This is a genomic window from Rhizobium indicum, from assembly GCF_005862305.2.
In the GTDB taxonomy this organism is placed as follows: Bacteria; Pseudomonadota; Alphaproteobacteria; order Rhizobiales; family Rhizobiaceae; genus Rhizobium; species Rhizobium indicum.
Genome location: NZ_CP054021.1, coordinates 259118 through 284300, shown reverse-complemented (window position 1 = coordinate 284300; position 25183 = coordinate 259118). Strand labels below are relative to the sequence as shown.

24 protein-coding genes and 2 pseudogenes are annotated in these 25183 nt (G+C 59.8%); 9 read left to right on the top strand and 17 right to left on the bottom strand.

All coding sequences use genetic code 11. From position 1 onward, the window contains the following. Positions 1 to 26: 26 nt before the first annotated feature. Positions 27 to 1052 (top strand): ABC transporter permease, encoded by a 1026-nt coding sequence (locus tag FFM53_RS01365; protein WP_138389166.1) that lies wholly within the window; start codon positions 27 to 29, stop codon positions 1050 to 1052. Between the two features lie 86 nt (positions 1053 to 1138). Here the strand turns inward: FFM53_RS01365 and FFM53_RS01360 are convergent. The 4 genes and pseudogenes from FFM53_RS01360 to FFM53_RS01345 form a co-directional block, all read right to left on the bottom strand. Continuing rightward, a pseudogene (locus FFM53_RS01360) lies at positions 1139 to 1538 on the bottom strand (helix-turn-helix domain-containing protein); the annotation flags it as partial. 434 nt (positions 1539 to 1972) lie between these two features. Then, positions 1973 to 4123 carry a mechanosensitive ion channel domain-containing protein gene (locus FFM53_RS01355; RefSeq protein ID WP_138389165.1) on the bottom strand — a complete coding sequence of 717 codons (2151 nt, stop codon included), beginning with the start codon at positions 4121 to 4123 and terminating at the stop codon, positions 1973 to 1975. Positions 4124 to 4262: 139 nt separating this feature from the next. Then, entirely contained in the window at positions 4263 to 5573 is a 1311-nt protein-coding gene (locus FFM53_RS01350) for an epoxide hydrolase family protein (protein ID WP_138389164.1), read from the bottom strand. Positions 5574 to 5640: 67 nt separating this feature from the next. Further along, entirely contained in the window at positions 5641 to 6084 is a 444-nt protein-coding gene (locus FFM53_RS01345; protein ID WP_138329440.1) for a VOC family protein, read from the bottom strand. 303 nt (positions 6085 to 6387) lie between these two features. Between FFM53_RS01345 and FFM53_RS01340 the strand changes: the two genes are divergently transcribed. Further along, entirely contained in the window at positions 6388 to 7335 is a 948-nt protein-coding gene (locus tag FFM53_RS01340) for an alpha/beta fold hydrolase (RefSeq protein WP_138389163.1), read from the top strand. Here the strand turns inward: FFM53_RS01340 and FFM53_RS01335 are convergent. From FFM53_RS01335 to FFM53_RS01305, 7 genes are all read right to left on the bottom strand, one after another. Continuing rightward, positions 7324 to 8235, bottom strand: coding sequence for a LysR family transcriptional regulator (locus FFM53_RS01335; protein ID WP_138389162.1), 912 nt, complete (start codon positions 8233 to 8235; stop codon positions 7324 to 7326). The genes FFM53_RS01340 and FFM53_RS01335 overlap by 12 nt on opposite strands. Positions 8236 to 8351: 116 nt before the next feature. Beyond that, the gene (locus tag FFM53_RS01330; RefSeq protein ID WP_130818071.1) at positions 8352 to 9044 is read right to left on the bottom strand and encodes a DUF599 domain-containing protein; all 693 of its coding nucleotides are present in this window, start codon (positions 9042 to 9044) and stop codon (positions 8352 to 8354) included. 156 nt (positions 9045 to 9200) lie between these two features. After that, entirely contained in the window at positions 9201 to 9512 is a 312-nt protein-coding gene (locus FFM53_RS01325) for a type II toxin-antitoxin system RelE/ParE family toxin (RefSeq protein ID WP_138389161.1), read from the bottom strand. Next, positions 9502 to 9783, bottom strand: a complete 282-nt coding sequence (locus FFM53_RS01320; RefSeq protein WP_138329435.1) for a ribbon-helix-helix domain-containing protein — start codon at positions 9781 to 9783, stop codon at positions 9502 to 9504. Before FFM53_RS01320 ends, FFM53_RS01325 begins: the two co-directional genes overlap by 11 nt. 92 nt (positions 9784 to 9875) lie before the next feature. Continuing rightward, positions 9876 to 10820: a 5-oxoprolinase subunit C family protein gene (locus FFM53_RS01315; protein ID WP_138389160.1), complete on the bottom strand. Its 945-nt coding sequence runs from the start codon at positions 10818 to 10820 to the stop codon at positions 9876 to 9878. Then, positions 10808 to 11515, bottom strand: a complete 708-nt coding sequence (locus FFM53_RS01310; RefSeq protein WP_173883524.1) for a 5-oxoprolinase subunit B family protein — start codon at positions 11513 to 11515, stop codon at positions 10808 to 10810. The genes FFM53_RS01315 and FFM53_RS01310 overlap by 13 nt, the downstream gene beginning before the upstream one ends. 111 nt (positions 11516 to 11626) lie before the next feature. Next, a complete protein-coding gene (locus tag FFM53_RS01305) occupies positions 11627 to 12406 on the bottom strand; it encodes a LamB/YcsF family protein (RefSeq protein ID WP_138389159.1) in 780 nt (259 codons plus the stop codon). A gap of 302 nt (positions 12407 to 12708) precedes the next feature. Here FFM53_RS01305 and FFM53_RS01300 point away from each other — a divergent pair, with 302 nt between their 5' ends. Next, positions 12709 to 13233 carry a PAS domain-containing protein gene (locus tag FFM53_RS01300; protein WP_138330047.1) on the top strand — a complete coding sequence of 175 codons (525 nt, stop codon included), beginning with the start codon at positions 12709 to 12711 and terminating at the stop codon, positions 13231 to 13233. 85 nt (positions 13234 to 13318) lie between these two features. Here the strand turns inward: FFM53_RS01300 and FFM53_RS01295 are convergent, their stop codons facing one another. After that, positions 13319 to 14140, bottom strand: a complete 822-nt coding sequence (locus tag FFM53_RS01295) for a universal stress protein (RefSeq protein WP_138329432.1) — start codon at positions 14138 to 14140, stop codon at positions 13319 to 13321. A 56-nt stretch (positions 14141 to 14196) separates the two neighbouring features. Between FFM53_RS01295 and FFM53_RS01290 the strand changes: the two genes are divergently transcribed. Both FFM53_RS01290 and FFM53_RS01285 read left to right on the top strand, forming a co-directional pair. Further along, complete coding sequence (locus tag FFM53_RS01290) at positions 14197 to 14427, top strand: hypothetical protein (RefSeq protein WP_173883523.1); 231 nt, start codon at positions 14197 to 14199, stop codon at positions 14425 to 14427. Between the two features lie 27 nt (positions 14428 to 14454). Further along, positions 14455 to 15717 carry an MgtC/SapB family protein gene (locus tag FFM53_RS01285; RefSeq protein WP_138329431.1) on the top strand — a complete coding sequence of 421 codons (1263 nt, stop codon included), beginning with the start codon at positions 14455 to 14457 and terminating at the stop codon, positions 15715 to 15717. Between the two features lie 200 nt (positions 15718 to 15917). Here the strand turns inward: FFM53_RS01285 and FFM53_RS01280 are convergent, their stop codons facing one another. Beyond that, on the bottom strand, positions 15918 to 16814 hold the full coding sequence (locus tag FFM53_RS01280) for a LysR family transcriptional regulator (protein WP_138329430.1): 897 nt from the start codon (positions 16812 to 16814) through the stop codon (positions 15918 to 15920). 157 nt (positions 16815 to 16971) lie between these two features. On the opposite strand from FFM53_RS01280, the gene FFM53_RS01275 reads away from it, so the two are divergent. The 3 genes and pseudogenes from FFM53_RS01275 to FFM53_RS01265 all read left to right on the top strand — a co-directional run bounded on the left by FFM53_RS01275 (position 16972) and on the right by FFM53_RS01265 (position 21371). Then, positions 16972 to 17958: an aldo/keto reductase gene (locus FFM53_RS01275; protein ID WP_138389158.1), complete on the top strand. Its 987-nt coding sequence runs from the start codon at positions 16972 to 16974 to the stop codon at positions 17956 to 17958. Positions 17959 to 18100: 142 nt separating this feature from the next. Then, positions 18101 to 19977: pseudogene (locus FFM53_RS01270) on the top strand (adenylate/guanylate cyclase domain-containing protein). A 290-nt stretch (positions 19978 to 20267) separates the two neighbouring features. After that, positions 20268 to 21371 (top strand): alpha/beta hydrolase, encoded by a 1104-nt coding sequence (locus tag FFM53_RS01265; RefSeq protein WP_138329428.1) that lies wholly within the window; start codon positions 20268 to 20270, stop codon positions 21369 to 21371. A gap of 192 nt (positions 21372 to 21563) precedes the next feature. On the opposite strand, the gene FFM53_RS01260 is transcribed toward FFM53_RS01265, so the two are convergent. Next, complete coding sequence (locus FFM53_RS01260) at positions 21564 to 21941, bottom strand: hypothetical protein (protein WP_138329427.1); 378 nt, start codon at positions 21939 to 21941, stop codon at positions 21564 to 21566. 67 nt (positions 21942 to 22008) lie between these two features. Next, positions 22009 to 22686: a hypothetical protein gene (locus FFM53_RS01255; RefSeq protein ID WP_138389157.1), complete on the bottom strand. Its 678-nt coding sequence runs from the start codon at positions 22684 to 22686 to the stop codon at positions 22009 to 22011. Between the two features lie 268 nt (positions 22687 to 22954). Between FFM53_RS01255 and FFM53_RS01250 the strand changes: the two genes are divergently transcribed. Then, positions 22955 to 23581 (top strand): TerC family protein, encoded by a 627-nt coding sequence (locus FFM53_RS01250; RefSeq protein WP_138329425.1) that lies wholly within the window; start codon positions 22955 to 22957, stop codon positions 23579 to 23581. Here the strand turns inward: FFM53_RS01250 and FFM53_RS01245 are convergent. Continuing rightward, positions 23578 to 24396, bottom strand: a complete 819-nt coding sequence (locus FFM53_RS01245) for an MBL fold metallo-hydrolase (protein WP_138329424.1) — start codon at positions 24394 to 24396, stop codon at positions 23578 to 23580. The two genes, FFM53_RS01250 and FFM53_RS01245, sit on opposite strands and share 4 nt — an antisense overlap. A 4-nt stretch (positions 24397 to 24400) precedes the next feature. Continuing rightward, a complete protein-coding gene (locus FFM53_RS01240; RefSeq protein WP_138329423.1) occupies positions 24401 to 25183 on the bottom strand; it encodes a TatD family hydrolase in 783 nt (260 codons plus the stop codon).

The following is a 25183-nucleotide window of genomic DNA, read 5'->3' as shown; positions in this document are numbered from 1 at the left end:
AATAAGGTATCGGGGATGGATCTCGAATGATCAAAAAAGATCTCGGACTGCTGCTTTTGATCGTCGTCGTCGGCATCGTCGTCGCCATCATCAATCCGCGCTTCCTGCTGCCGATCAACCTGGCCAACACTGCCAACCTGATCGGCCTGTTCGGCATTCTGTCGATCGGCCAGGCCTTTGTCATCATCACAGGCGGTATCGAGCTTTCCGTGGGCTCGCTCGTCGCGCTTCTCGGTGTGCTGTTTGTCGACTTCATCGCGGTCCAGGATATGTCCTGGATGCTGGCGCTGCCGCTCATTCTCGCGCTCGGCGCGGTCATAGGCGCCGTCCACGGCTGGCTGATCACCCGGCTCAACCTGCAGCCCTTCGTCGTCACCCTCTGCGGCCTCCTGATTTATCGTGGGGCAGCGCGCTTCTATACGGCCGACGGAACTGCGGGTTTTGCCTTCGGCCAAAATTTCCCCGACCTCGAATTCCTGACCGCCGGACGGTTTTACGGCGTTCCCAACACCTTCATCGCACTCGTCATCATTGCTGTGGTCATGTGGATCATGCTGCATCGCTCTGTCTTCGGGCGTTATCTTTACGCAATCGGGAAGAACGAGGAGGCGGCCCGTTATTCCGGTATCCGTACCGGCCGCATGATCATGTCGGCCTATGTCATTTGCGGGCTGCTGACGGCGCTTTCGGCGATTTATTTCGCCATGTACACGCGCTCGATCTCGCCGGCGAGCCATGGCCAGTTCTACGAACTCTACGCGATTGCCGCAGCCGTGCTTGGCGGCTTTTCGCTCCGCGGCGGCGAGGGGTCGATCGTCGGCGTCGTGCTGGGCACGGTCCTGCTCCAGGAATTGCAGAATCTCGTGAATCTCCTTGGTATCCCCTCGTCGTTGAATTTCGCTGTCATGGGTGGGGTGATCCTCATCGGCGTCCTGATCGACCAACAATGGCACGCGATCCGCGCAAAGCGCCGCGTTGTCGCCGCCGCCCGGCAGACCGAAACCCGTCTTTCGAACGAAGGCAGTTTGCCAGTGGTTGCCAATCAGGACTAGGTCAGTGGATGGGGCCATGCGTGTCGTGACCTTGGCCCGTTGAGATAGTCCGTTTTGCAAGATCAGATCGGGGCGGGTGAGGGCGCCGACCCATCGATCTGCACGAGTTCACCAAAACAGTCGCGCCGGCCGCGCGGTTGGAAAACCCGCTTCTTACGCTCGCGACGCCACCGAGATCCGGTGCAGCTCGATCAGCTTCTCGCGCGCCGATGTCGGCCCGAAATCCAGATAGCGCTCGCGGATTAGATCCAGCGCCGCATTGCGGAAATCCTCGCTGTGGCGCCGATTGCTCGGCCGCGATCGCTTCTTCGAAACCAGCCCGGCTGCACCGGACTCATCATAGGCCTGCAGCAGCCTGTGGACCTGACTTCGGCTGAGCCCAAGCAGTTCGGCGGCCTGGACGACGCTCAGGCGCTGATCACGGATCTTCTGAATAACTTCGAGGCGATGCAATTCTTTCTGCGACATGGTGATCATAAAGGACATGACGACTCCGACCGCTCATTGTCTCGACCAGGCTGAAGGTCGTCATCCTTGCTCCCAACGTTGGCATTGACCAGCGCGTCGAGAGGCGAGACTGTCGCATCTCTAACTGGCCCAACTGTGTCGCATTACTAAATAGCCCCTACATACATTTATCGCATAAGATAGATTATGGAACATAATGATGCTGTTTGATTACAATGGCATACCTTCCTCATCCATCTCAGAGGCCCACTCTTTTGAAATCGGCCTGCTCGAATTTGCATCTTGACGATCCAGCACATCGACGAGTTGACCTGCAGACGTGCCCTCATAGAACAGCTGATCCCAGCCAACAAACTCTTCCGAAACCCGTGTCTCGGACGACGCGTGCTTGGCGATAACGTCCGGGTCAGAGTGTTGAGCATTGACGGGATTCGACGGGAAGCTCGCCGTTGCTATTCCTCAAGTGTCGGGATGACTTTCGATGGTCTTTGCAGCTCCGAGGCGGCAGCGGTTGCCGCTGCATCGGCGGGACCGCCGGAAACATGGACGGTCGGCGTTGCAAACTGGATGCCTTTTTCCGCGAATGTCTTCTTGAGCATGGCAAGCGCCTTTCGGCGAACCCCGAACTGTTCGCCGGGTTTCGTCATGAACTTCAGCCGTATCTGCACACCGTAGTCCGCCATCTGCTCGATCCCCTGCATTTTCAAGGGCTCGATGATGTTGGGCCGGAGTTCAGCATCCTCTAAAAGCTCAACGCCGATGCGCTTGATGGTCTTGCGGACCTCTTCAAGATCGCTGTCATAGTTCAGGGTGAGCGTAATGATGTCGATGACCCAGTCGCGGCTGAGGTTTTGCACCGCGCCGAGTTCGCCGAAGGGAACGATCGTGACCGGACCGCGGTGATGGCGCAAGCGGATCGAACGCAGTGAGAAACCTTCGACCGTCCCTTTATATTTTGCCGCCTGGATGTATTCGCCGGTGCGAAAGGCATCGTCGAACAGATAGAAGACGCCGGAGATGATGTCCTTGACGAGTGTTTGGGCACCGAAGCCGACGGCTATGCCGACGACCCCGGCGCCCGCCAGCAGCGGTCCGATCTGAATGCCAACGGCATCCAGAATCATCAGGAAGCCGACGGCTCCGATCGCCAGGAACAGCACATTGCGAAGAATGGGAAGAAGGGTATTCAACCGCTGACGCCGGCGCGCGTCGGGTCCGTCCTGATGCCCTGCCTGCACGCTTCGCGACGCCACCGCCATCTGGCTGTCGATCAGAGTGCTTGCGAGCTTCCAGATAACGTCGGTCACCAGCAGCACGATAACAATGCGGATTCCTGCGCGGATCAGACGCGTGGTCACCGTTTCGGCTGCGGCGAGGTCACTGAGATTGACATTCCAGGCGCGGGCAATGAGCAGCGCAGCGACCACAATGAGGCCGTTCCGCAGCGTTTGCATGATGACAGCGGACCAACCGACGATGGCCGGATCTTCGACCGCCTGCCCCTCCCCGGATTGAATAATGCGACGAATAATATCACGAGCCACCGAAACGGTAAGAGGCAGAAGCGTAATGATGATCACGGTCCAGAATGCCCCGTGGAGACCGGACACCCATAACAGCCACGATAACAGGATGCTCGCGCTGAAGCCGACACAGACCAGCCGGCTCACCGGCGGCCCTTCAGAACGAAAGTGCCGCAGCCAGATCATAACGATCAGAGCGATTGAAACGACACCGAGCCATGCTGCGGTAAAGAGGTCGACCAAGATCGGTGAAGCCCCGATCGTCCTGATCACTGCAATGGTCGCCCAGCCAGCCGCCAGCACTGCGGCGATTCCGAGGAGCCAGTAGTACCAGAACCAGGCAAGCGAGGTGACAAGCGTCAGAAGCCGCATATGCGGTAGACGGGCGCCTGGCGCGATGACAATACGGCCCACAAGCACGCCAAGGCGCACCATGAGCGCGGCCGATAGCAGGATGAGTGCGATATCGCGAAACACGGCGGGCCATGGAAAGAGGATAAAGGCACCGAGACTTCCGATCAGGTAACCGACCAATGCGAGAAGACCCATTGAAAGCCGGGCGGCGTGGAGCTTGATCCGCTGCCGGACGGTGTCGGCAGGCGCATTCAGCACAAAATGGAGAAGCCCTCGCCCCGACCACCAGGCAAGGCGCTGCGCAACGAACCCGCCTGCTACGAAGAGTATGACCGCCAAGATCAGCCCGACAGGCTCGATACGATCATCCGTCTGGAAGACCCGGATCGCCGACTGGATCTGCCCGGGAAGGGTTGGAACGGCATCGACGAGTGTGAGCAACCTCTGGCGCAAATCCTGTAGTGACGTGGCAATCGACGGCGGTGCCGCCTCTTGCGAGACTGCAACCGGCTGCGCCGGTTCCTGATTGCGGGGGACGATCCGATCGACCAGCGCTCGTCCGGAATCATCATTCGGCAATTCGATAATAACCCGGATCGGCGCCGAGGAATTAGTCGGCTCAGCCGCCGAGGCGGGGTTTGTGCTCGCCAGCAGAAGCGTTGAAAATACCAGCGTCAGGAATGCGCACACTCTGCGGCGGGGATGACGGTCGTCGTTGATGCGCATGTAGCCGTGGCCCCCGCGACGGTGTCGTCGCTTTAGCTGGGTTGGTCGAAACTTCGGACTTTGTGAAGCGTTGCACGACCAACGTCAATCGACGAACCAGTCTCGGGGACGCAGACTGCGAACCGAAGGCCAGACGGCGTCAAGACCGCAAGCTTCTGAAGGCATCCCTGATCTCCTGGCTGAAAAGTTCTGGCTCCTCCCAGGCTGCGAAGTGACCGCCCTTGGAGACGCGGTTGTAGTAGACGAGCTTCGGATAGGCCTTCGACAGCCAGTGCTTTGGCGGCTTGTAAACCTCTCCGGGAAACACCGTGACGGCGACCGGGACTTTGACGGGCGTGAGTTTTGCGCCCGACATGGCATTCTCCCAATAGATGCGACCACTCGAAGGGCCAGTGTTCGTCAGCCAGTACAGCGTGATGTTGTCGAGGATGGCATCTTTGCCAAGAGCCTGTTCGGGATCGCCGCGTGTATACACCCAGTCGGCGATCTTGTCGTAAAGCCAGGCAGCCAAGCCGACCGGAGAATCCGCAATACCATAGCCGACCGTCTCCGGCCGCGTGCTCATGATCGCTGCGAAACCGAAGCCGTTGTTGAGGAAGTCCCGGGCCTCGTCGAAGACGACCTTCTCATCCGGAGACAAGCTATCAGGAGCCGGCTCTCCATTTTTAAGAGCCTGCGCTGCGTCCGCTGGGAAGGTCGTGGCACGCTCGACCCTGTTGACGTGGATCGCGAGCAGCCCATCGGGCGCCTGGCGACCCAAGGCGTCGCTGATGATCGCGCCCCAGTCGCCGCCTTGCGAGACATAGCGGTCATAGCCAAGCCGCTTCATCAGGACGTCCCAGGCAGCCGCTATCCGCTGGGGGTTCCAACCCGTTGCTGGCGGTTTCCCGGAAAAGCCAAATCCTGGAATCGAAGGGATCACCAGATGGAAGGCATCATCAGCCATGCCGCCATGCGCCGTCGGATCCGTGAGCGGCCCGATGACATCAAGCAGTTCGAAGACTGACCCTGGCCAGCCATGGGTCATGATCAGCGGCAGCGCGTTTTCGTGGCGGGAACGGACATGGACAAAATGGATGTCCAGTCCGTCGATATTGGTGAGAAACTGCGGAAATGCATTCAGCCTGCTCTCCGCCTTCCGCCAGTCATAGGACGACTGCCAGTAGCTCACCAGTTCCTTCAGCCTGTCGGGCTGCACACCCTGCGAGCGATCCACAACGGTTTCGCCGTCGGGCCATCGGGTCTCGGCAAGACGCCGCCTGAGGTCCGCGAGCGCCGCCTCGGAGACCTCAACCTTGAACGGTTGAATCTCCTCGGACGCGACGCCGACAACATCAGCGGCGCTGGACGTGCGCGGAAGGAGAACGGCGGTTATGCCGGCCGCGGCAAAGCCTGATAGCAGCGAACGGCGCGATACGTCGCGGTGTTTCAAAACGTTCAGCATTGCCATGATGCCGTGTCCTTTCGTGATGTCGAGGAGAGGAAAAGATGCCCTGCCCGCTTCAATGCCGAAAATGTCAGGCCTCGTCCGCTCCGGAACGAAAGACCAGAAACTTGTTGCCTTCGGGATCGCGAAAATAGGCGCAGTAAGGACCCGTACCGTTCTCGCCACGCGGACCAGGAGCTCCTTCGTCCGAGCCACCCGCCGCCAATGCCGTTGCATGGGCTTCGTCAACCTTTGAACGGGACGGAGCTTCGAAAGCAATCATTCCACCGTTGCCGACGGTGGCAGGGCGGCCATCGAACGGCTTGATGATGCCGAATTCGAGCGTGCGATGACCGTAGTAGATGGCCCGGTTGGGCTGGACGAGGACTCGTCCGATCCCGAACACGGCCAGAAGCTTGTCGTAGAATACCGACGCGGCATTCAGATCATTGGTGCCGACAGTGGCGTGGCCCGGGAGGCTGCGGACCTTGTCGGGGGCGGCCGCAACCTGTCTGCTTTGGGTAATATCGTTCATATCAGTTCTTCCTTATATTGTCGTGGTCGACGCTCTGCCTTCCGCACGCAAACGCCAACGAGCTGTCGCAAATCGGCGGCTGGTGGATATTTGGGCGGGTCGACGGCCGGCCGGCACCTCGGGAAATTGAGAGGCACCCTCTCGTTCAGCTGTCAGCCTTGGGCAGCCGGGTTGCCGCGCTGCCGCCGTAGAGAGGGTTCCTCTCACTTTCTCCGGCTACCGCGAGCTGACGCCATGCTCAATTATTTGTGCAGACAGCCGGCTTTTGGGCTTTGGCTGACCGCCGTTCAGAAAGGACATCCTATGTCTAAGGACAAAACCGTAAATGCTGCATCAGTCGCGGCAACTCCCGCTTCCCAGTCGTCTGAAGCCTTCGCTTGTACGCAAGCCGCGCACGACGCCGTCGGCTTCATCGAGATCGACGAAGTCCTGACGCTGAGGAGGATGGCAATCCGCGCCCCCGCGCCAAAAGGCACCGTGCTTTTCCTCCATGGGTTTCCGGAAACACTGACGGTGTGGAACGGCATCGCGACAACGCTTGCTCACGACTACGACGTCCATGCCTTCGATTGGCCGGGCTACGGGCAATCGTCGCGCCCGGCTTCGGAACGGTTTTCCTATGCGCCGAGGGCGTACGCCCAGGTGTTGAAGGCCTATATCGACCGGGCAGGCATCGACCGGTCGAAGCTCGTGATCTACGCGACTGACATCGGTGCCCTGCCCGTCCTGCTGCTTGCTCTCGACGAGCCGACGATCGCCAGGCAGATCATCGTCGGAGACTTCGCGCCGTTCGACCGGCCGCAATACATGTGGGAGAACCTGCAGAACCTCAAAGCCGAGCCGACCGCCTCGCCGACCCGTGCCTACATGAACAAGACAAGCGACGAGATCCTTCAGAACGTGCACAGGCGCGGCCTCTCGCCCGATGAGCAATTCGATCTGCCGGCTGACGTCCAGCAGGACATGACCCGTTCGTGGAGCCTTGACGGAATGACTTCAGCGGATGCCTTCGCCCACTACTACGCGAATTTCACCGGCGATCAGCATTATCTCGAGGCCAACCTCACCTGGCTGAAGACGCCCGTGAAGGTGATCTGGGGCGAGAAAGACATCTATATCACAAGAGAGATGGGCATCGAGTTCGCCGCCAAGATCGGTGCAAAAGTCGATATCCTCTCAGGTATCGGCCACTTCCCGCATCTTCATAATCCGAAACAAATGGTCGAAGAGATCCGCACATCATTCAGATAATGTTTGATTATCTTCGTGATGACGCGCCCGCAGCCGCGGCAATGCCCAGTCGACGAAAGCCCGTACCTTCAACGCAAGAAGCCCCTGTCGCGCGTAGACGATATGTATCGGCTGAGGTGGCCCGTCAAAATCGCGAAGGATGGGAACGAGCGCGCCAGACGCCAGCTCGTCGGGAACCTGATAATCGAACAGCCGCGCGATCCCCGCCCCGCCGACCGCCGCCGCAACACAATTCGCCGCCGTATTCACCTCCAGCCGGTTGCGGGGCACCGCCTCAATCGGCGTGCCGTCGACGTCGAAGGTCCAGAAGAATGTTCGCTTGTTGAAGATGATTCCGTCGCGATCGATGAGGTCGCCGGGACGCTCCGGCATGCCATGCCGCTTGAGATAGGCAGGGCTCGCACAGGTCAGCAGGCGGAATTCACCGATCTTGACGGCATGGAGGGCGCTGTCGGCGAGCTCGCCGAGACGGATCGCGATATCCACCTGCTCGGACACGAGATCGACCGTGCGGTCGAGCGACAGAAGGTTCAGCGACACCTCCCGGTATTTGTCCATGAAGCTCAGCGCAACGGGCAGCACGTAGCGGCTGCCGTATTCGATCGGTATCGTGATCGTCAGCACGCCTCTGGGCGTCTGGTATTCCCCGGACGCCCTTCGTTCGGCCTCATCGAGATCCGCCATGATCTTTCGGGCGGCATCGACATAGTCGCGTCCGGCATCGGTCAGCTGCAGATTGCGGCTGGTGCGGACGATGAGGTTTGCCCCAAGATGTCGCTCAAGTTCGGCCACCTTGCGGCTGACGCTGGGTAGCGGCGCGTTGAGCTTCCTGCTGCCGGCCGAGATGCTCCCGGCGTCGACGACCGCCAGCAATATGCGCATCGCTTCGAGACGATCCATCGGACACCGCCAGTAAGATACCGCTTCTGTTCAGCCCGGCCTAAGGCTCGGCTCTAACTCTTAAATTTATAACAGGATTCAGTTTTTAGGCCGACCTGGCCTAAAATCATCCTGTTCTAGTCAAGCAGCTTCCGTATGGCCATGATCCCTTTTGCAGCATCCGACCAGGATTGACGCCAGATCAAAATGCCGACGCTGAGGATGGTGGCAACAGCGAAGGGGATCGGCCCGAGAAACCAGAAAGCGGCTGCAAAGGTGAAGTAGTAAGATCGGACACCGACGCTGAACGATCGAAGCGCAGGGTTCAAAACGAGAGTCAGGGCGTTTGTCCAACCGGCGATGTCCCTGTCTTCATCCCGGGATGGGCTGGCCCCGATCGCCGCCAGACAGTAGTTGATCTGCCGGACCGCCCAGATGAAATCGGATAGTCCCCGCAGCAGCGTCGCCATGATCAGGAGGACTTTGCACTGGAAAAACCACGCTGGGTCCTGAGCCGCAAACATTGCGATCAGCCCGCCACCCGACCCATAGTTCGGCTCCATGAACAGCGCGCCGCTCAGGCCAACGATGACGATGAGATTGGCGGAGCCGAAGAAGGATGCCGAATTGATCGTGTGCCCGAGGATCGCGGCGTCGCCGATGAAGTTGTTGTCACGCGTCAGAACCTCGCGCATCCAGGCTGTGCGAATGCGCACCATATCGACGGAAAGGCTATCGTTCCTTCTCGGCCATCCCGCTGCCATCAAAGGCTCGACCGCCACCCAGACGAGAAGGAAGAAAACGATAGCCGCGACGTTCAGAAAATCCATGGTGCCCCCGAATTGAATCTGGATTTTCCTGAACACTACTTCGAGCTAACGGCAGCTCCAAGCGTATACGGTGGCGGTATCGCGGGCGTCGGCGGCGCTGACTACGCCCGCGACATTGGCCAAGGGAAAGAGTGCCCTTCTAATCGTGCCGCTTGGCTAGTAGAGCGCTGCCAAATCACGCCGGCCATCGACGACGTGAACGATCTCCACGATCTCGATGGGACCGTCATCCGTGTTGGGATGAGTTTGATAGAGGATCACATAGGGCGCCTCGACCAGCATGCGGGCGGCCGGATGGATCTCCGGATGACGCTGGCCCAGGCGCGGCTGCTCGATCAGCGACGTGGCCTTGATACGGAACCGCTGGAAATACCGCTCGGCCGCCTGGGGCTGCTCGCGGGCGATGTCGACGTAAATTTTCTTCGCGCCGGCACGGGCGGCGGGTGTCCAGATCAGCTTAGCGGGCATGCGAGGCGGTAGACTTGGCTTCCTGGCGCGCCTCTTCAAGCGCATCATCAAAGTCGGCCGGGATGGCCGTGCCACTCGCCTTGCCTTCGGACCACAGGGTCCGCAGACGCTGGATGTCGCCCTTGCGGGTTTCCCATTTGGCTGACCAGTCACGCATGGCTTCGCGGATTACTTCGCTGCTGCTGGCATAGGCACCGCTCTTGACCGCGTCGCGAAGCAGGTCCGCCTGCTGCGGCGTCATTGAGACGCTGATCTTTTCAACATTGGCCATGTGGCACCTCCAGACTCTTGTGGTGGTAAAGATTACCACCAGCCTGACAGTCTTGCCAAGCTTTTCGCGCATGAAAAACCTGGCGAGGTCCTCTACAGCGCCGCGAGGTAACGGGACACCGTCGAAGCCCGAAGCCGAATGTGTTCGATCGCCTGCTGCGGTGTCACGGCCAGGAAACCGATATGGTCGCGTGGGCGTAGCTGGACGAAGGCGTCCAGATCCGAATCCACCACCGTGGCGATCTTGGGATATCCTCCGGTCGTCTGGTGGTCGGCCAGCAGAATGGTGGGAACACCGTCTCCGGCGACCTGCACCGAGCCCCGCACGATCGCTTCCGACGGCATGTCCAACGCGACGCTTGGTGCAAGCGACGGACCTTGAAGACGTACACCCATGCGGTCATAGGCGTCGCTCAGGCGGAAGGGCGACGAAAGGAAATTCGACAAGGTTCCTTTCGAGAAGAACCGATCCTGTGGACCGACCACCACACGCAGCTCGGATCGCGGTCTTGCGATGACCGGACATGTAATCGGACCATGTCGATCGTCTCGCACTTCCGGGTCGGCGACGGTGATGGTCTGCCCGGCTGCAAGGCGCCCGCCGCCGAGGCCGGAGAGACTGTGCGTCGACATGCTGCCCAGCCAGGTCTTCGCCTCGATATGACCGGCGAAGGCCAGATACGTCCAGCTTCCCCAGTGTCCCGGACGAACTGCCAGTCGCTCGCCGGCCCTCAAGGTGGCGACCATCCATGCGCCGCGCTTGTCGCCGGCATGCTCTACGATGAATCCCCCTCCCGCGACGGCGAACGTAACCTCCCCCGACACGCAGTCGAGAACCAGGCCGCCCATAGAGACTTCGATTGCGGGCTGACAGGCAGGATTGCCGACGGCGACGTTGGCGGCGGCAAACGAGGTCCTGTCCATGGGACCGGAGGCCGGGACGCCGTAACGCATCAATCCGCGACGTCCTCCGTCCTGGACAGCGACGTGAGGGCCTGCGAAGTTGATTGCAAGGACCGCTTCGCTCATGCGAGGCACCTCGCGTCGAATTCGGCCCTCGATATGCGGCGGAAACGCACCGCGTCGCCGACGTCGAAGAGGAACGGACGGTCGTTGGACGCGGCGTCGAGGATCTTCGTCGGCGAGCGGCCGATGATCCACCAGCCGGTCGGCATGGTGAGCGTGCTCACCAGGCATTGCGGACCGGCGATCAGCACGCTTCCGGCGGCGATGCCGCGAATAGGCGCCGGCTTCCTCGGCTGCTGAATGGCTTTGGGCACGCCTGCGAGGTAAGCGTATCCTGGAGCGAAGCCGTACATGAAGACGCTGTAGTCGCCGGAGAGATGGGCGGATATAACGTCTTCCGGCGATAATCCGCTTGCCTCGGCGACGGCGGCAAGATCGGGCGCAAGATCAGGATCGTAGCAGACTTCGACTTCGCGCATCGCTCCGATCGTCTCTGGAACCTCAGCCCCCAGAAGCTCCTCAATGGCCGCCTCCGTTGTCCGGTGATCGGCCACGAGCGGATCGAAGCATACGAGAATGCTGGCATAGGCCGGAACGGCTTCGACGAATCCTTCAAAGGGTGCCGCCTTCAAGGCGGCATCCAGCTTGACGACCTGATCGTGGATCCATTTATCGATGGTCGCGCCGAATTCGACGAGCACCGCGTGCCCGCCCACCGGGCGGTAGGTCGGAACGCTGCCGGGCGATGCGGACGGGTCCTGTGGCACCTCAGTCGGCGCCTTCGATCAGAATGAAATCCGCATCCGCTGCCCGCGCGCAGGTCCCGTAGGCTTCCGGATCGGTGACGGTAACCTGGGCGATAAGATAGCCTTTGGCCATCACCTGTTTTCCTGTGTCGGCTGGAGGAATGGTGCCACCTCGATGCCTGCCTTTTGCAGTTCCTGGCGCACGTGGACGGCCATGGCGAGCGCTCCTGGGCTGTCCCCGTGAACGCAGATCGAATGCACATCGAGAGGGATCGGAACGCCGTCGACCGTCGGCATGAGGCCGCTGGACAGGTACCCGATCAATCTCGAAGCCGCCTCCGCGGGATCATCGATCATCGCTCCCGGCAAGTTGCGCGGAACGAGCCGACCCGTGGAGAGGTAGCCGCGGTCGGCAAAAATCTCGCTGAAGACGGTCATCCCGGCATCGCGGGCCGCATGCTCCAGCTCTGTCCCGGAGATCGCCAGTATGGCAAGTTCCGGCGAAACCGCTCGGGTTGCGCGTATGATGGCGTCGGCGACCGGCCGTTCGTCGGCCGCCCAATTGGCGAGTGCGCCGTGTGGTTTGACGTAGCGGACGCGGGCGCCCGCCAGAGCCGCAGCTCCCATCAGCGCGCCTGTCTGCGTCGCCACAAGCTGCTCCACTTCCCGGATGCTCAAGGGGATCAGACGTCGCCCGAAGCCCTCGCGATCTGCAAAGCCCGGATGGGCTCCGGCGACGACACCCCGTTCGCTTGCGAGCGCGAGCGTCTCCACCATGGTCGCGGGATCTCCGGCGTGCCCGCCGCATGCGATGTTCGCACTGGTAACGACGTCAAGGATCGCCTTGTCGTCGCCCATGCGCCAGGGTCCAAACGCCTCCCCCAGATCAGAATTGAGATCGATTTTCGTCATGATTTCCGTCAACCCTTCGCGCCGGTCTTGTCAGCTTCGTCGCATTCTGGAAAGTCGAAGCCGAGGTGGAGCACATCTTCGCCGTTCCCGTCAAGAAAACGACGCCGCTGGTTGCGCGCAACGAGCGTGTCTGGTGGTCGCAGGCCCGTGGATTGTCCTTGCAGTTGCGTCCGATGGAAACGTGGCTAAAATCGGGGGTGAAATGGTCGACCGCCCTGTCGCTGATCGAGCGCGTCGTATTCTTTCAAGAGCCAGGTGACCTAGCCACCCGGCAGCATTGGCGTGCAGACCGGGGATGCGGAATGAGTCTTGTCAACAGAGCTTTGGGAACGTCCGAATTTTCTTTTACCGAAGAGCCTGGCATTTTCACCTGGGACTTGGCGACCGACAAGGTTTATGCGGATTCGGCGCTGGCAAACCTCTTTGGGCTTGATCCCGAAGAGACTCTCACGGGGCTGCCGGTCATCAGATACCTCGACCGGATTCATCCGGACGACAAGCCATCCGTGGCCAAGGCAATTTCAGAATCGGTGATCACAGGAAATCCGTATCGCTGTGATTATCGGGTATTTGATCGAAGCGGGCAAATAGTCGGCGTCGCGGCCTTGGGCCGCTGCTTCAGGGATGAAGCCGGAAACCCGTCGCAATATGCGGGCATCGTCTTCCCGACGAATGATCACGGGGAGCAAGACGAATTGTCCGCTCATTGCAAAGCGGCACTGAAAATTGCGCGGTCATCCGGCCTGCGGACGACGGCCGATGCGCTTGAAGCGATCGTCAAGGAGCTTGCCAAGCCGATGCCTTCAGACGTCGCGCAGGTTCATTGATTCCTTCCAAAGCGTTGGTTGTGGCATCAGACTTTCGGTGATGGCGATATTGCTGCTATCGGCGACGCGCCGCGCGCACTCTGAATTAGTGACAAAGGAGAGTGGGCATTTCGAGGTGGGTCAACAGCGACCGTGTCACCCCTCCCAAGAGGAATTCGCGTAGTCTCGAATGACCGAATGCGCCGGCGACGAGCAAATCTGCCTTGTGTTCCAGGGCGGCAGCTTGAATGACGCTGGCTGGCGAATCTCCCTTCGCTTGCACGGCTGCGACATCGACGGCAAGACCAGCCTTCCGAAGCGCAGCCGCAAGGTGATCTCGGCTGCGCTCGTCAATCTGCTTATCATCGGTGACGGAAATCAGGACGACACGCGATACCCGTTCCAGCAAGAACCTGGCACCCGCCAGTGCCCGCGCGACGGTGGCTCCTCCATCCCAGGCGACGGCGACAGCATCGATCCGGCCGCAGAAATTATCCGGGGGGAAAAGCAGGAGCGGTCTCCCGCTTTCAAACAGCACGCTCTCGATCAGCGGCCTCATCAGCACAGATGCTTCCAAAATGGAAAGATCGTATACGCGCGACAACTCGGCAAGAGTTTGTGCGACAAATGGCTCCCTCGCATCGAATGGCTGGATCTCGACCTCGACCTCGGCTTTTTTCGCATAATCATGGAGCGTCTGCCCGAGAACGGTTCCATTGTCTTTACTCAATCGCTCCGCCTCCGCACGCATTTTGTCTACGTCAAGGAGTGATGGAAATCGCGGCTGAAAGGGTTCGATCCTGACCAGCGGTATACTTGCCGTCAACCCGGCCTTCTGGTGAAGGGAAACAGCGACAGCGTTCTGAAGGAGCGAGAAGGAGCTTGCGTCTGGATAGGTGGCCAGCGGTAAATGGAATTGTGCTTTCACGGCTGATGTCCTCCCGATGATTGGAGGTATCATAGCGCAGAGGTGTCTCCCGCGCTTTGACGAAGATCAAGGTCGCTCCACCGCGAAAGCGCGAGCGTGATATTGACCGTCCTCATCAGGAAGCAAGCGGAATTCGTTGGGCGAAGCGGCAACGATCTATGTTAAGCGATGAAATGCGAAGCGCGATTGAATATCAGCACTTCGCGGCGCAAACCCGTCCGGACGCCGCCGAGCAGCAGCTTGCGGATGAACAGCAATGGCATATACGGCGCAACTGCCTTCGATGAATCAGCTGGCGCGCTTGGACCCATCGGATGATGACATCATTGGTAACGACGGAAGCATTCCAGCGCCTCAGCCTGGCGCTTGCAATCGGCATCCTTGTCGGCATTGAGCGCGGCTGGCGGGATCGTGAGGCTGCGCCAGGCAAAAGAGTAGCCGGTATCCGCACCTATGGCCTGTCAAGTTTCCTTGGCGGTTTCTGCGGTTTCCTGCAGCCTGTGACAGGACCGATTCTGCCGACAGCTATCTTTATATTCTTTTGCATCACGGTTCTCCTCTTCAGCCGCATGCAGGCGGCACAAGAAGAGGATTACAGCGCCACCGGCACCATTGCGGCCCTGGCGGTCTTTGCGCTGGGCTTTGGTGCGGTTGTGGCGGATATGACGGTAACGGCCGCAAGCGCTGTGGCAATAACCGCCCTTCTTGCAGCGCGGGAACCGTTGCATGGATTTCTTCGCCGATTGACCTGGCTTGAGCTCAGGGCCGCCCTGATCCTCTTGACGATGACCATCGTCATCCTCCCGATCCTTCCCAACAGGCCGATTGATCCTTGGCAGGCAATCAATCCTTTCGAGCTTTGGATGATGACGATCCTCGTGGGAGCCGTTTCCTTTGCCGGTTATATCCTGATCAAGCTGAGCGGCGCCCGAGCCGGAATATTGCTGACCGGGACCAGCGGTGGCATCGTCTCCTCGACGGCCCTGACGCTTTCCTTTGCCCGTCAATCGAAGCAGATGCCTGCCCTCTCGCCACTCCTCTCGGCGGGCGCAATGCTGGCGGGAGCCGTTTCTCTCGCCCGCGTGCTTTTGATTTGCAGCGTCATTGCACCAGCCATTTTCAGGGATCTTGCTCTATCCCTCGCTCCGGCTGCCGCTATCCTCGCCATAGCTGGCGGCTTCGCCGCATTGCTGCAACGCCCGGATGATAGCACCGATTTTTCACCCCGAAACCCGCTCGAGGTGATGGTCGTGCTGCGCTTCGCACTCGTTCTCGCCGTCGTGACAGTCCTAACGCGAATGACCTTGACCGTCTTTGGAACTCAGTCGCTGATCGCGCTTGCGTTCATCACAGGACTGGGCGATCTCGATGCGATAACGCTTGCCGTGGCGAAATTGCCATCCATCCAGGTGCCCGCGGATGCGGCCGCTCGCGCCATAGCGGTCGCCGCTTTCGCCAACTTTCTTGCAAAAGCCGTTCTTGCTGCAAGTATGGGGAGCATCGCCTATGCGGTTCGTTTCGCGATCGCCGGCGGTGTCGCGACTTTGGCCGGAATTGCTGGCCTGCTGCTAGCATGAGCGCTTGTTCGCATATCGATCACCGGCTCCATTCTCAAGCAGAAGGCGACCTATCAAGCGATTTGCCTTCGGTTCGTGGAACGATATTCGTCCGCATAGGCAGCCCCATCAACGATCATCACTGCCGTCTCACCTCCGAGAGATGACCAGCAAATCCGGCAAGCATGAGCTGAAATGAATAAATACTCTATCGAACTGGCCTAGACACGGCGATAGCGGAGCGCGTCCACGACGAGCGCAAACGCGGGCGTTAGCTGTCGGCGGCTGGGATAGTAGAGATGGTAGCCTGCAAACGGGGGCGACCAGTCCTCCAGCACGCTCATCAATCGTCCGTCTTTGACTGGCTTGTCGGCGTAATCACTTGTCACGTAGCCTATGCCAAAGCCATCAAGGGCCGCGGCAATGATCAATCTACCACTATTAAATGCCAACGACCCTTCTACCCGGACACGCAGCTCATGCCCGTCCTTCTCGAATTCCCAGGCGTATAGCCCGCCAAGGGAAGGCAGGCGCAGGTTGATGCACTCATGTTTCGCGAGATCGTGTGGGGTCAGCGGTGTCGGATTGCGGGCGAAATATGCGGGTGAAGCGACAGCCACCATGCGCATTTCCGGTCCGATGCGCACGGCGATCATGTCCTTATCGACGAGTTCGCCCAGACGAACGCCTGCGTCGTAACGACCAGCCACGATATCGGTGAGCCCGGACTCGGCGGTCAGCTCGATCTGAATGTCGGGATAATCTGCCAGCAACCGCTTTAACGCGGGCCAGAGAAGGGATTCGGCAACCTGGTCAGTGGCGTTGATTCGAACCGTTCCAGCGGGTTTCTCGCGGAACTCGGTCAGTGCCGCGAGCCTGTCGTCGATATCGTCGAAGGCGGGGCGCAACGTTTCGAGAAGACGCTCTCCCGCCTCGGTCGGCGCAACGCTTCGGGTCGAGCGAGTCAGCAATCTAAGGCCGAGGCGCGTCTCTAGGCGCCGTATCGTCTGGCTGAGCGTGGACTGGGACGTGCCCAGCTTCGCCGCCGCCCGTGTGAAACTGCGCTCTTCCGCAACCACCATGAAGGCATTCAGTTCTCCAAAATCCTGCCGCCGCATTTATCCACTCCTGACATAGGCTCATTCCGATTATAGCGACTAATCAACAATCAGCCATTGGCCTATCTTCATCTCAGCACAAAAGGTTCTGCTGCCAAAATGGCGGCAAGGATTTGCGGGCGGCTTAATCCGTCCGAAACGGCGATCGGAGAGTTCAATGGAAAAGCGCAACCTCGGGAAACTAAAGGTTTCCGCACTCGGTTTCGGCTGCATGGGGTTGAACACCACCTATGGTCAGCCGCTCAATCACGTCGATGGCGTTCGGATGATCCACGCGGCCGTCGAAAGTGGCATTACCTTTTTCGACACCGCCGAAGTCTACGGCCCCTACATCAACGAAAAATTGGTCGGCGACGCCCTTGCTCCCTTCCGGGACCAAGTGATCATCGCCACCAAGTTCGGTTTCGGCCTGAACCCTGACGGTGGACGCACTGGCCTGGACAGCCGCCCGAAGACAATTCGAAAGTCTGTCGACGGCTCGCTGTCCCGCCTGAAGGTGGACGCGATCGACCTTCTCTACCAGCACCGCGTCGATCCCACCGTGCCGATCGAAGATGTCGCCGGCGAGGTGGGACGGCTTATCGCAGAGGGCAAGGTCAAACATTGGGGTCTTTCGGAAGCCAATGCGTCGACAATCCGCCGTGCCCACACCGTACAGGCGCTCGCCGCCATGCAGAGCGAGTACTCGCTTTGGACAAGGGATGTCGAGCAGAATGGCATTCTAACCGCCTGCGAGGAACTGGGCATCGGATTTGTGCCGTGGAGCCCTCTCGGTGCAGGTTTCCTTACCGGTGCGATCACCGCCGAGACCAAGATCGCCCCGACCGATTTCCGTGCCAACGGACCCCGCTTTTCGCCAGAGGCTCGTGCCGCCAACATGGCTTTGGTGGATGTCTTAAAGCGGATCGCCGATGGCAAGGGGGCGACGCCTGCCCAACTCGCCCTCGCATGGCTTCTCGTTCAGAAGCCCTGGATCGCGCCGATCCCCGGCACCACGAAACTACACCGTCTCAAAGAAAGTCTCGGAGCCACTGAGGTCGTGCTAACCCCAATCGACCTGCAGGCCATCGAGGAAGCGTTGTCCCGGATTTCCATCCAAGGCCAGCGGCTCCACGAGGGTGCCCTCCGCATGATCGACGCCTGAACAGGACGACCATTTTAAACAAGGATGCCCCTTTTTCCGCATCGACCCTAGAGGATTACGAACATGCCGGACCGCTGTGTTGACTTGAACAGGAGACACCTGCTCGGCGGCTCTGGCGTTAACTGGCGCGGCCGCCGTGGCGATGGAACGTAAGCTTGCGGCGATCATGGCCGGAGACATTGTTGGCTACAGTCGTCTCATGGCTGAAAACGAGGCGACAACTTACGCAGAGCTCCGCTCTGTATTCGACGACCTGATCGAACCGACTGTCAGCCAACATGGCGGACGAACGTTCAAAAGCACTGGCGACGGTTTTCTCGCAACCTTCCCCAGTGTCAACGACGCGCTGGATGCGGCAGTAAAGATCCAGAACGGCTTCGAGAACCAACGATTCGAGTTCCGGATCGGCGTCAATCTCGGCGATGTCATTGAGGACAATGGCGACATTTATGGCGACGGCGTCAACGTGGCTTCCCGGCTCGAAGCCATGGCCGACCCGGGTAGCATTTTTGTCAGTAACGCGGTGGTGCTGAGCGCCGACCGCAGCCGCGGCAAGAGCTTTTCCCATATTGGGCGCCGAACGGCGAAGAACATTCCCGAACGCCTCGACGTCTACGCCGTCAAACGACCGAGCCGGCGAAATCGACGTTGGAGCCGCGTGCGTTCCTTCGTGCCCCACGTGGGCGTTCGGCTCGCCTATGGGGTCGGGGCAATTTCGCTCGGGATCGGGCTTTCGCTTCAGCCAATTCCACTGTCTGCGATGATCGCCGGGATACCGTCCGACTTTACCATGCTAGCGAACGCGGAAAGAATCGATCCGCGACCGTCCGTAGCGGTGATGCCTTTCGACAATATGAGTGGCGACCCCGCGCAGGCCTACTTTGCCGATGGCCTTACCGAGGACATTACGACCCAGCTTGGGCGCAATCCTGATCTCCAGGTGATCGACCCGGACTCTACATCTGCAGTGCGGGATGATGCGGGTAACATTCGAACGATTGGTGACCGCTTGAATGTTGCCTATGTAGTCGATGGAAGCGCGCGTCGTGTCGGTGATCAGCTTCGTATCGCCGCGCAGCTGATCGACGTGAAAAGCGGAGCACATCTCTGGACACAAAGTTATGACCGGAATGTCGAGGATATTTTCTCCGTTGAAAGCGAACTGACATCCCAGATCGTCGCCAGTCTCGTGTCTTATGTCGGCAGAACGGAGCAAGAAGTGGCGATCCGGCGCCCGACGAAGAACCTGCAGGCCTACGATGTTGTCCTGCAGGCCCGAAATCGGTTCAAGCACGACGCGAAGGATATCGAGGGACTCCTGGCCGCACGCGGACTTTACCAGAAGGCGCTGGAACTGGACCCGTCCTATGCGGTCGCGCGCGCCAGCCTCGGTATGACGTACATCTTCGACATGACGCAACGGGTCACCGGTCGGGCGACGGAAAGAGACGTGGAAATCGGTTTGAGCGAGGCGCGCCAGTCTATCCGCCTCGACCCAAATCTGGCGATCGGTTACCAGGTGCTCAGCTTCGGCCTGTCCGCCGCCGGCGACTATCCCGGCGCGCTACAGGCCGCGAAACGATCCGTGGAGCTCAACCCGAACGCCCCAGATAGCCTAATGGCGCTAGCCAAGGCACAAGTTCGATTTGGAGACTATGCGGCTGCTGTTTCGAATGCCGACGCGCGCGCCGCCTTCATCCAATTGCCCCCGAATATTATGCTTACGTGCATGGGCAGGCTCTCTACGCGGCCGGTCGCCGCGACGAGGCAGCAAATGTCATCCGCGAATGCCTGATCCGGTCGCCGCAAGACGCAAATTGCTTGTTAATCCAAACCGCGCTGCAGGCTGCGAGGGACGATCTGGGCGATGCCCAAACGACAATGGCCGACCTTGTCAGGGAAAATCCCGAGTTTTCGCTAAAATCGGAACGCGACTATCGCCGGTTTGGAGATTCCCCCTTAATGCGGCAGTTTCTCGCGGACCTGGAGCGCGCTAAGGCCCCAGACACAGCCGTATAGGGTCATTCCAAAGATCGTCGCGCATGAAAACGTTGAAGGAGCGGAGCCGCCGGAGTGCCGTATCAATATCTGAGGTCCGGCTCAAGCAGCACATCATCTTTACTGTCGGGGGAATGCCCGTTCAGGGAGATCGCCTTCACAAGGCGGGACTGAACCTAATTCCCGCGGCTCATTCACCAAGGAGAGATCGACAAGTTGAATTCGATTCTTGGCACCAAGAAGAACAAAGATCACCGCCAAATGAGCGCGTTGATCCTTCCAAATCAGATCGCTAGCAAGGGAGTTTTACAATGGACAATGAATTTATCGATGAGAAGCGGCGGCAGTTTCTCGGAACGTCTGCGCTTGTCTTGTCTGGCGCTGCCGTCGCCGGCTCAGTACTGGCTGGAAACGCCGCGGCGTCGGGTCAATCTGCTAAGGTCAAAGGACCCGCTGTTGTCAACTACCCGAACGACAAAGGCGTGACGATTGAACGTGTCACCTACCCTGCACGGAACATGGGCACGAACATTGTCGCTAACTTGTTTAAGCCCGCCAATTTCGACAGCAGCAGGAAGTATGCGGCAGTTGTGGTGACCCATCCGTTCGGCGCCGTAAAGGAACAGTCCTCCGGTCTCTATGCCCAGCGCCTTGCCGAAGCGGGATTTATCGGCCTGGCCTATGATGCATCCTATCAAGGCGAAAGTGGCGGCGAGCCGCGTCTTATGGAAGTGCCGGCACAGCGCGTGGATGATATCAGTTGCGCCATTGATTTCCTGGTTCAGCATCCGCAGGTCGATCCGGTGCGGATCGGCTCATTGGGAATTTGCATCGGCGGCAGCTACGCGTTGAACCACGCACAGCACGAGCACCGCGTAAGGGCCGTCGCAGCCGTGAGCACTTTCGATATTGGCCAGGGTCGTCGCGAGGGACTTTCGAACTCCATCTCCTATGAAGAGCGCGTCAAGCGGCTGAAGGATGCCGGCGAGCAGCGCAGCCGTGAAGCGCGTGGCGAACCAGTTCGCCTTGTGCCTGTTGTGGCCAATTCTCCCGACGACTTCACGCCAGCGACTCCCGTCATGTACAGGGAGGGTTATGAATACTACCGCACGGCTCGCGGTCAGCATCCGAATTCCGTTAATCGCTATATATTCTCGAGCTTGCCTCAGCAGATGGCATTCTACCCGTTCGAGATGATCGAGACAATTTCGCCTCGGCCTCTTCTGGTGATCGCGGGTTCCAAAGCCGAGACAAAATTCTGGAGCGACCAGGTCTATGAAAAGGCCAGGGAGCCTAAGGAACTCTTCGTTGTGGATGGTGCGACCCACGTCGACCTCTATGACAAGCCGCAATTCGTCGGGCCTGCAATCGCGAAGCTCAGCGACTTTTTCGGGCAGCATCTGACTTCGGCGTAAAACGGGGACGAGCTTGCTGCCTCTCTTATATCGAGGCGCCGAATGCGATCGTAGCGCTACGGAGTGCCTCCAAGGATCATGCGAGTGGCTAACAGCGGCGGTGCCAAATCACGCCGGCCGCCGACGTGCCGCAGCAGGCTAACCTGCGCGACAGGGTCAAGCGGCGCCTATGCCAGGAGCACGCTCAAACCGTCATTGCCGTCTCACTTCGTGGATATGGCCGGCAAATCCCGCAAGCAGCACACCGAGCGGAAGACGCCGAACCAGTCTGGCTGCAATGAAGGTTGCGCCGATTGCCGCGGCAAGTTTCAGCCAGGGGTAATCGCCGAGCTGCACATGGGCACTCGCATCGACCGATGTGGCCTTGGCTTTCAGCGCTGCTTCCGCATCCTCGCGCAGCACGCCCATGCGGGCATTCAGCAGTCTGACCTCATGTTGCAGGGCATTCAGGCTTTCGTCGGCCTTTTCACGCGCCGTCTGCTCCGCGGCATCGGCAAAAGGCGGCTCACCTTCTGCGATCAGTTCGTCGGGATCTGGGGGAAGGCCGTGGCGGTTGATGGATGATTGCATCGACATGTCCTCGAATAGGTTGAGCGAGAGGAAATGAGGCCCGGCATTGCGGCCGGGCCTCATAATATTAATGGTCGCGCCGGAAACCCTGGCTCTGGTGAGATCCGCCTTGCGATTGGGTTTGGGACTGGCCTTGGGATTGGCGATTGGTTTCGTCCGATGACGTGGTGCCAGGCTCGGGGAAGGTATAGGCACGCACCTTGGCGCTTCCATGCGCGGTGTCCCGCATTGCCACCGGGCGCGCATCGTCAAATGCACTCTCGGACACGGCGAGGTTTTCCGAGGCTTTGCCGCCCTGGGCCGATCCGGCAAAACCGGTATTGGACGCGCCTTGCTGTCTGTCTTCCAACGACCAGAGATCCGCCCGCTCATCCATGTCGATGCTGCCCTCGTCGTCCAGAATATCGTGGACGGTCTCGTAGAGCGCGTCATCGATATCATTGACCTGGACGAGGAATCCACCTCGCCGCAGCCCTTCTGCGTAGACCGCGCGATCCTCGTCTGGGAGGAAGAAGTCGGCCAGCGCGTCGAAGAAGCCGCTGCGGTCTTCGCTCATTGCGCCGGTATTTTTTGCGCCCGCCTCATATCCGGGCATCAGCCTTATTCTCGCAACCGGCACGCCTGCGTCCTCAAGACGGGAGACGGCGGATTCGGCGTCCGATCGGTTGTCAAAAAATGCGGCAAGGCTGCTGCCGCCTGTCGGGCCTGAAAAAGTCGGGTTGGTATCGTTGTAAATGCTGCCCATGGGACTCTCCTCTCGATGTGCAGATCCAGCCGCCAATGCGAAGTTTGGCCGATGATTGACCGGTGTCTGGTTTCCTGACTTGAAGAACCGTCGGCTGAGTTGAATGTTCCAGGGGAATGGCGATGCTCCACTGCATCGCTTGCTGTTTCATTGCCGCCTGCCATTTCGGCGCGCAGACTCGCAAATACGCCGCTTGCGAAATCTCTCAGCGGTTGACGTCAAACCTTCGAGACGCTAGCACGGCTTTGACGCATTGGGGATAATTCATATGGACATGTTTACGGCAGCCGGTATGACGGCTTTGCTGCAGGTCATTGCTATCGACCTCGTTCTCGCCGGCGACAACGCCGTGGTTATCGGTCTTGCTGCTGCCGGCCTCGAGGCGACGCAGCGCCGCAAGGCGATCATCGTCGGCATTGTGGCCGCGACCGTTCTGCGTATTCTCTTTGCCAGCGTCGCAGTCTATCTGCTGGCGATCGTCGGCCTGCTGCTGGCCGGCGGCCTGTTGCTGCTCTGGGTCTGCTGGAAGATGTGGCGCGAGCTTCGCGCCGGCCATGGCGAGAATCACGGAGCGGTGGGTGCCGAAGGCGCGCCGAGAAAGACCTTCTTCCAGGCGGCGACCCAAATCGTCATTGCTGACGTCTCGATGTCCCTCGACAACGTGCTGGCCGTTGCCGGTGCTGCGCGCGAACATCCGAGCGTGCTAGTCATCGGTCTTGCCCTGTCGATCGCGCTAATGGGTATTGCCGCAAACTTTATCGCCCGGTTGCTCACCAACCATCGCTGGATCGCCTATGTCGGCCTGCTGATCATCCTCTACGTCTCGCTCGACATGATCCACCGCGGTGGCGTCGAACTGTGGCCGTACGTGCAAGCGAGCGGGTTAAAGCTTTAGAGCCTGACCTCGGTCTCGAAGCTCATCTGGTCATACGCCGGCACCACATGGTCCGGCGTCTCAGCCATCACCACGTCGTAATCGAGCGGCGTGTGCATATGGGTGAGGATCGCCTGTTTCGGCTTCAGCCGGCCGATCCAGTCGAGCGACTGTTCCAGCGACAGGTGGCTCGGATGGTAGGTATATTGCAGCGCGTCGATAATCAGCATGTCGAGGTTCTGAAGCTTTTCGACGGTCTGCGGCGGGAAATCGCTAATATCGCTGCAATAAGCCACATCGCCGATGCGGAAGCCGAGCGAGTGGATATCCCCATGCTGCTGGATATGCGGATGGAAGGCGATCGTTCCGCCGGGACCATGGATTTCCACGGGCGCGTCGAGGTTTTCGATGACAACAGGCAGCACGATCGGCGGGTAGTTGCTGCCCGGCGGCGTTTCCAGGCAATAGCCGAAGGCTTCCCGCAACCTGTCCATCGTAAATTGGTCGGCAAAGATCGGCACCCGGCGGCGCGTATTGTGAAAATAGCCGCGCAGATCGTCGATGCCATGAATATGATCGGCATGCGGATGGCTGTAGAGCACGGCATCGACATGGTCGGCCCCTGCCCTGATCATCTGCTCGCGGAAGTCCGGCCCGGTATCGATGACGACGGTCGTGACACCGCCATCGGGTGCGAATTGCTGCACCATGAAGGCAGCGCGCGTGCGCCGGTTCTTCGGATTGTCGGGATTGCAGGCACCCCAGTCGCCGGTGATGCGCGGCACGCCCGGTGACGACGAACAGCCGAGAATGGTGAAACGCCGCCGGTAGAGCACGCCGCTAGATCCTCGGCATCTTCGAGAACAGCCGGAAAGCGTTCTCTGTCGTGATCCGTGCGACCTCTTCGGTAGCAAGGCCGATCGTCTCGGCGAGCACTTCGGCCGTGTTGACGACATAGGACGGCTCATTGCGCTTACCGCGCCAGCGCTTCGGCGCCAGATAGGGCGCGTCCGTTTCCACAAGCAGCCGATCCTGCGGGATCGTCTTGGCGATCTCCCGCAGCTCTTCCGACTTCGGGAAGGTCAGGATGCCCGAGAAGGAAATGTAGCCGCCAAGCGCGACGCCAGTCTTGGCAAGCTCCGGGCCTGCCGAGAAACAATGGAGAATGAAGGGGAAGGCCCCCTTCCCGGTTTCCTCGGTTAGTATGTCAGCCATGTCCTCGTCCGCGCTGCGGCTGTGGATGACGAGCGGCAGCCGGGTCTCGCGCGCCGCGGCGATATGGCGGCGGAAGCCGGTCTGCTGGTCCTCAGGCTTTTGCGTATCGTAGAAATAGTCGAGACCGGCCTCGCCGATCGCGACCACCTTCTCATGGGCATTGGCGAGACGCACCAGCTCTTCCGTCTGGATCTCCAGCTCTTCGTCGGCATTGTTCGGATGCGTGCCGACCGAGCAGAATACCGAGGGATACTTCTCTGTGATAGCAAGCAACGCGCCGAGCTTGCGCACCCGCGTCGAGATCGTCACCATCTGCGCGACGCCAGCTTGATGGGCGCGCGCGACGATCTCGTCCCGCTCGGCCTCGAAGTCGGCGAAATCAAGATGGCAATGCGTGTCGATCAGCAC

Coding starts and splice junctions, on each gene's coding strand:
- FFM53_RS01365 (WP_138389166.1), top strand. CDS start 27: ATGATCAAAAAAGATCTCGGACTGCTGCTTTTGATCGTCGTCGTCGGC.
- FFM53_RS01355 (WP_138389165.1), bottom strand. CDS start 4,123: ATGCGCATCAACGACGACCGTCATCCCCGCCGCAGAGTGTGCGCATTC.
- FFM53_RS01350 (WP_138389164.1), bottom strand. CDS start 5,573: ATGGCAATGCTGAACGTTTTGAAACACCGCGACGTATCGCGCCGTTCG.
- FFM53_RS01345 (WP_138329440.1), bottom strand. CDS start 6,084: ATGAACGATATTACCCAAAGCAGACAGGTTGCGGCCGCCCCCGACAAG.
- FFM53_RS01340 (WP_138389163.1), top strand. CDS start 6,388: ATGTCTAAGGACAAAACCGTAAATGCTGCATCAGTCGCGGCAACTCCC.
- FFM53_RS01335 (WP_138389162.1), bottom strand. CDS start 8,235: ATGGATCGTCTCGAAGCGATGCGCATATTGCTGGCGGTCGTCGACGCC.
- FFM53_RS01330 (WP_130818071.1), bottom strand. CDS start 9,044: ATGGATTTTCTGAACGTCGCGGCTATCGTTTTCTTCCTTCTCGTCTGG.
- FFM53_RS01325 (WP_138389161.1), bottom strand. CDS start 9,512: ATGCCCGCTAAGCTGATCTGGACACCCGCCGCCCGTGCCGGCGCGAAG.
- FFM53_RS01320 (WP_138329435.1), bottom strand. CDS start 9,783: ATGGCCAATGTTGAAAAGATCAGCGTCTCAATGACGCCGCAGCAGGCG.
- FFM53_RS01305 (WP_138389159.1), bottom strand. CDS start 12,406: ATGACGAAAATCGATCTCAATTCTGATCTGGGGGAGGCGTTTGGACCC.
- FFM53_RS01300 (WP_138330047.1), top strand. CDS start 12,709: ATGAGTCTTGTCAACAGAGCTTTGGGAACGTCCGAATTTTCTTTTACC.
- FFM53_RS01285 (WP_138329431.1), top strand. CDS start 14,455: ATGATGACATCATTGGTAACGACGGAAGCATTCCAGCGCCTCAGCCTG.
- FFM53_RS01280 (WP_138329430.1), bottom strand. CDS start 16,814: ATGCGGCGGCAGGATTTTGGAGAACTGAATGCCTTCATGGTGGTTGCG.
- FFM53_RS01275 (WP_138389158.1), top strand. CDS start 16,972: ATGGAAAAGCGCAACCTCGGGAAACTAAAGGTTTCCGCACTCGGTTTC.
- FFM53_RS01265 (WP_138329428.1), top strand. CDS start 20,268: ATGGACAATGAATTTATCGATGAGAAGCGGCGGCAGTTTCTCGGAACG.
- FFM53_RS01260 (WP_138329427.1), bottom strand. CDS start 21,941: ATGCAATCATCCATCAACCGCCACGGCCTTCCCCCAGATCCCGACGAA.
- FFM53_RS01255 (WP_138389157.1), bottom strand. CDS start 22,686: ATGGGCAGCATTTACAACGATACCAACCCGACTTTTTCAGGCCCGACA.
- FFM53_RS01250 (WP_138329425.1), top strand. CDS start 22,955: ATGGACATGTTTACGGCAGCCGGTATGACGGCTTTGCTGCAGGTCATT.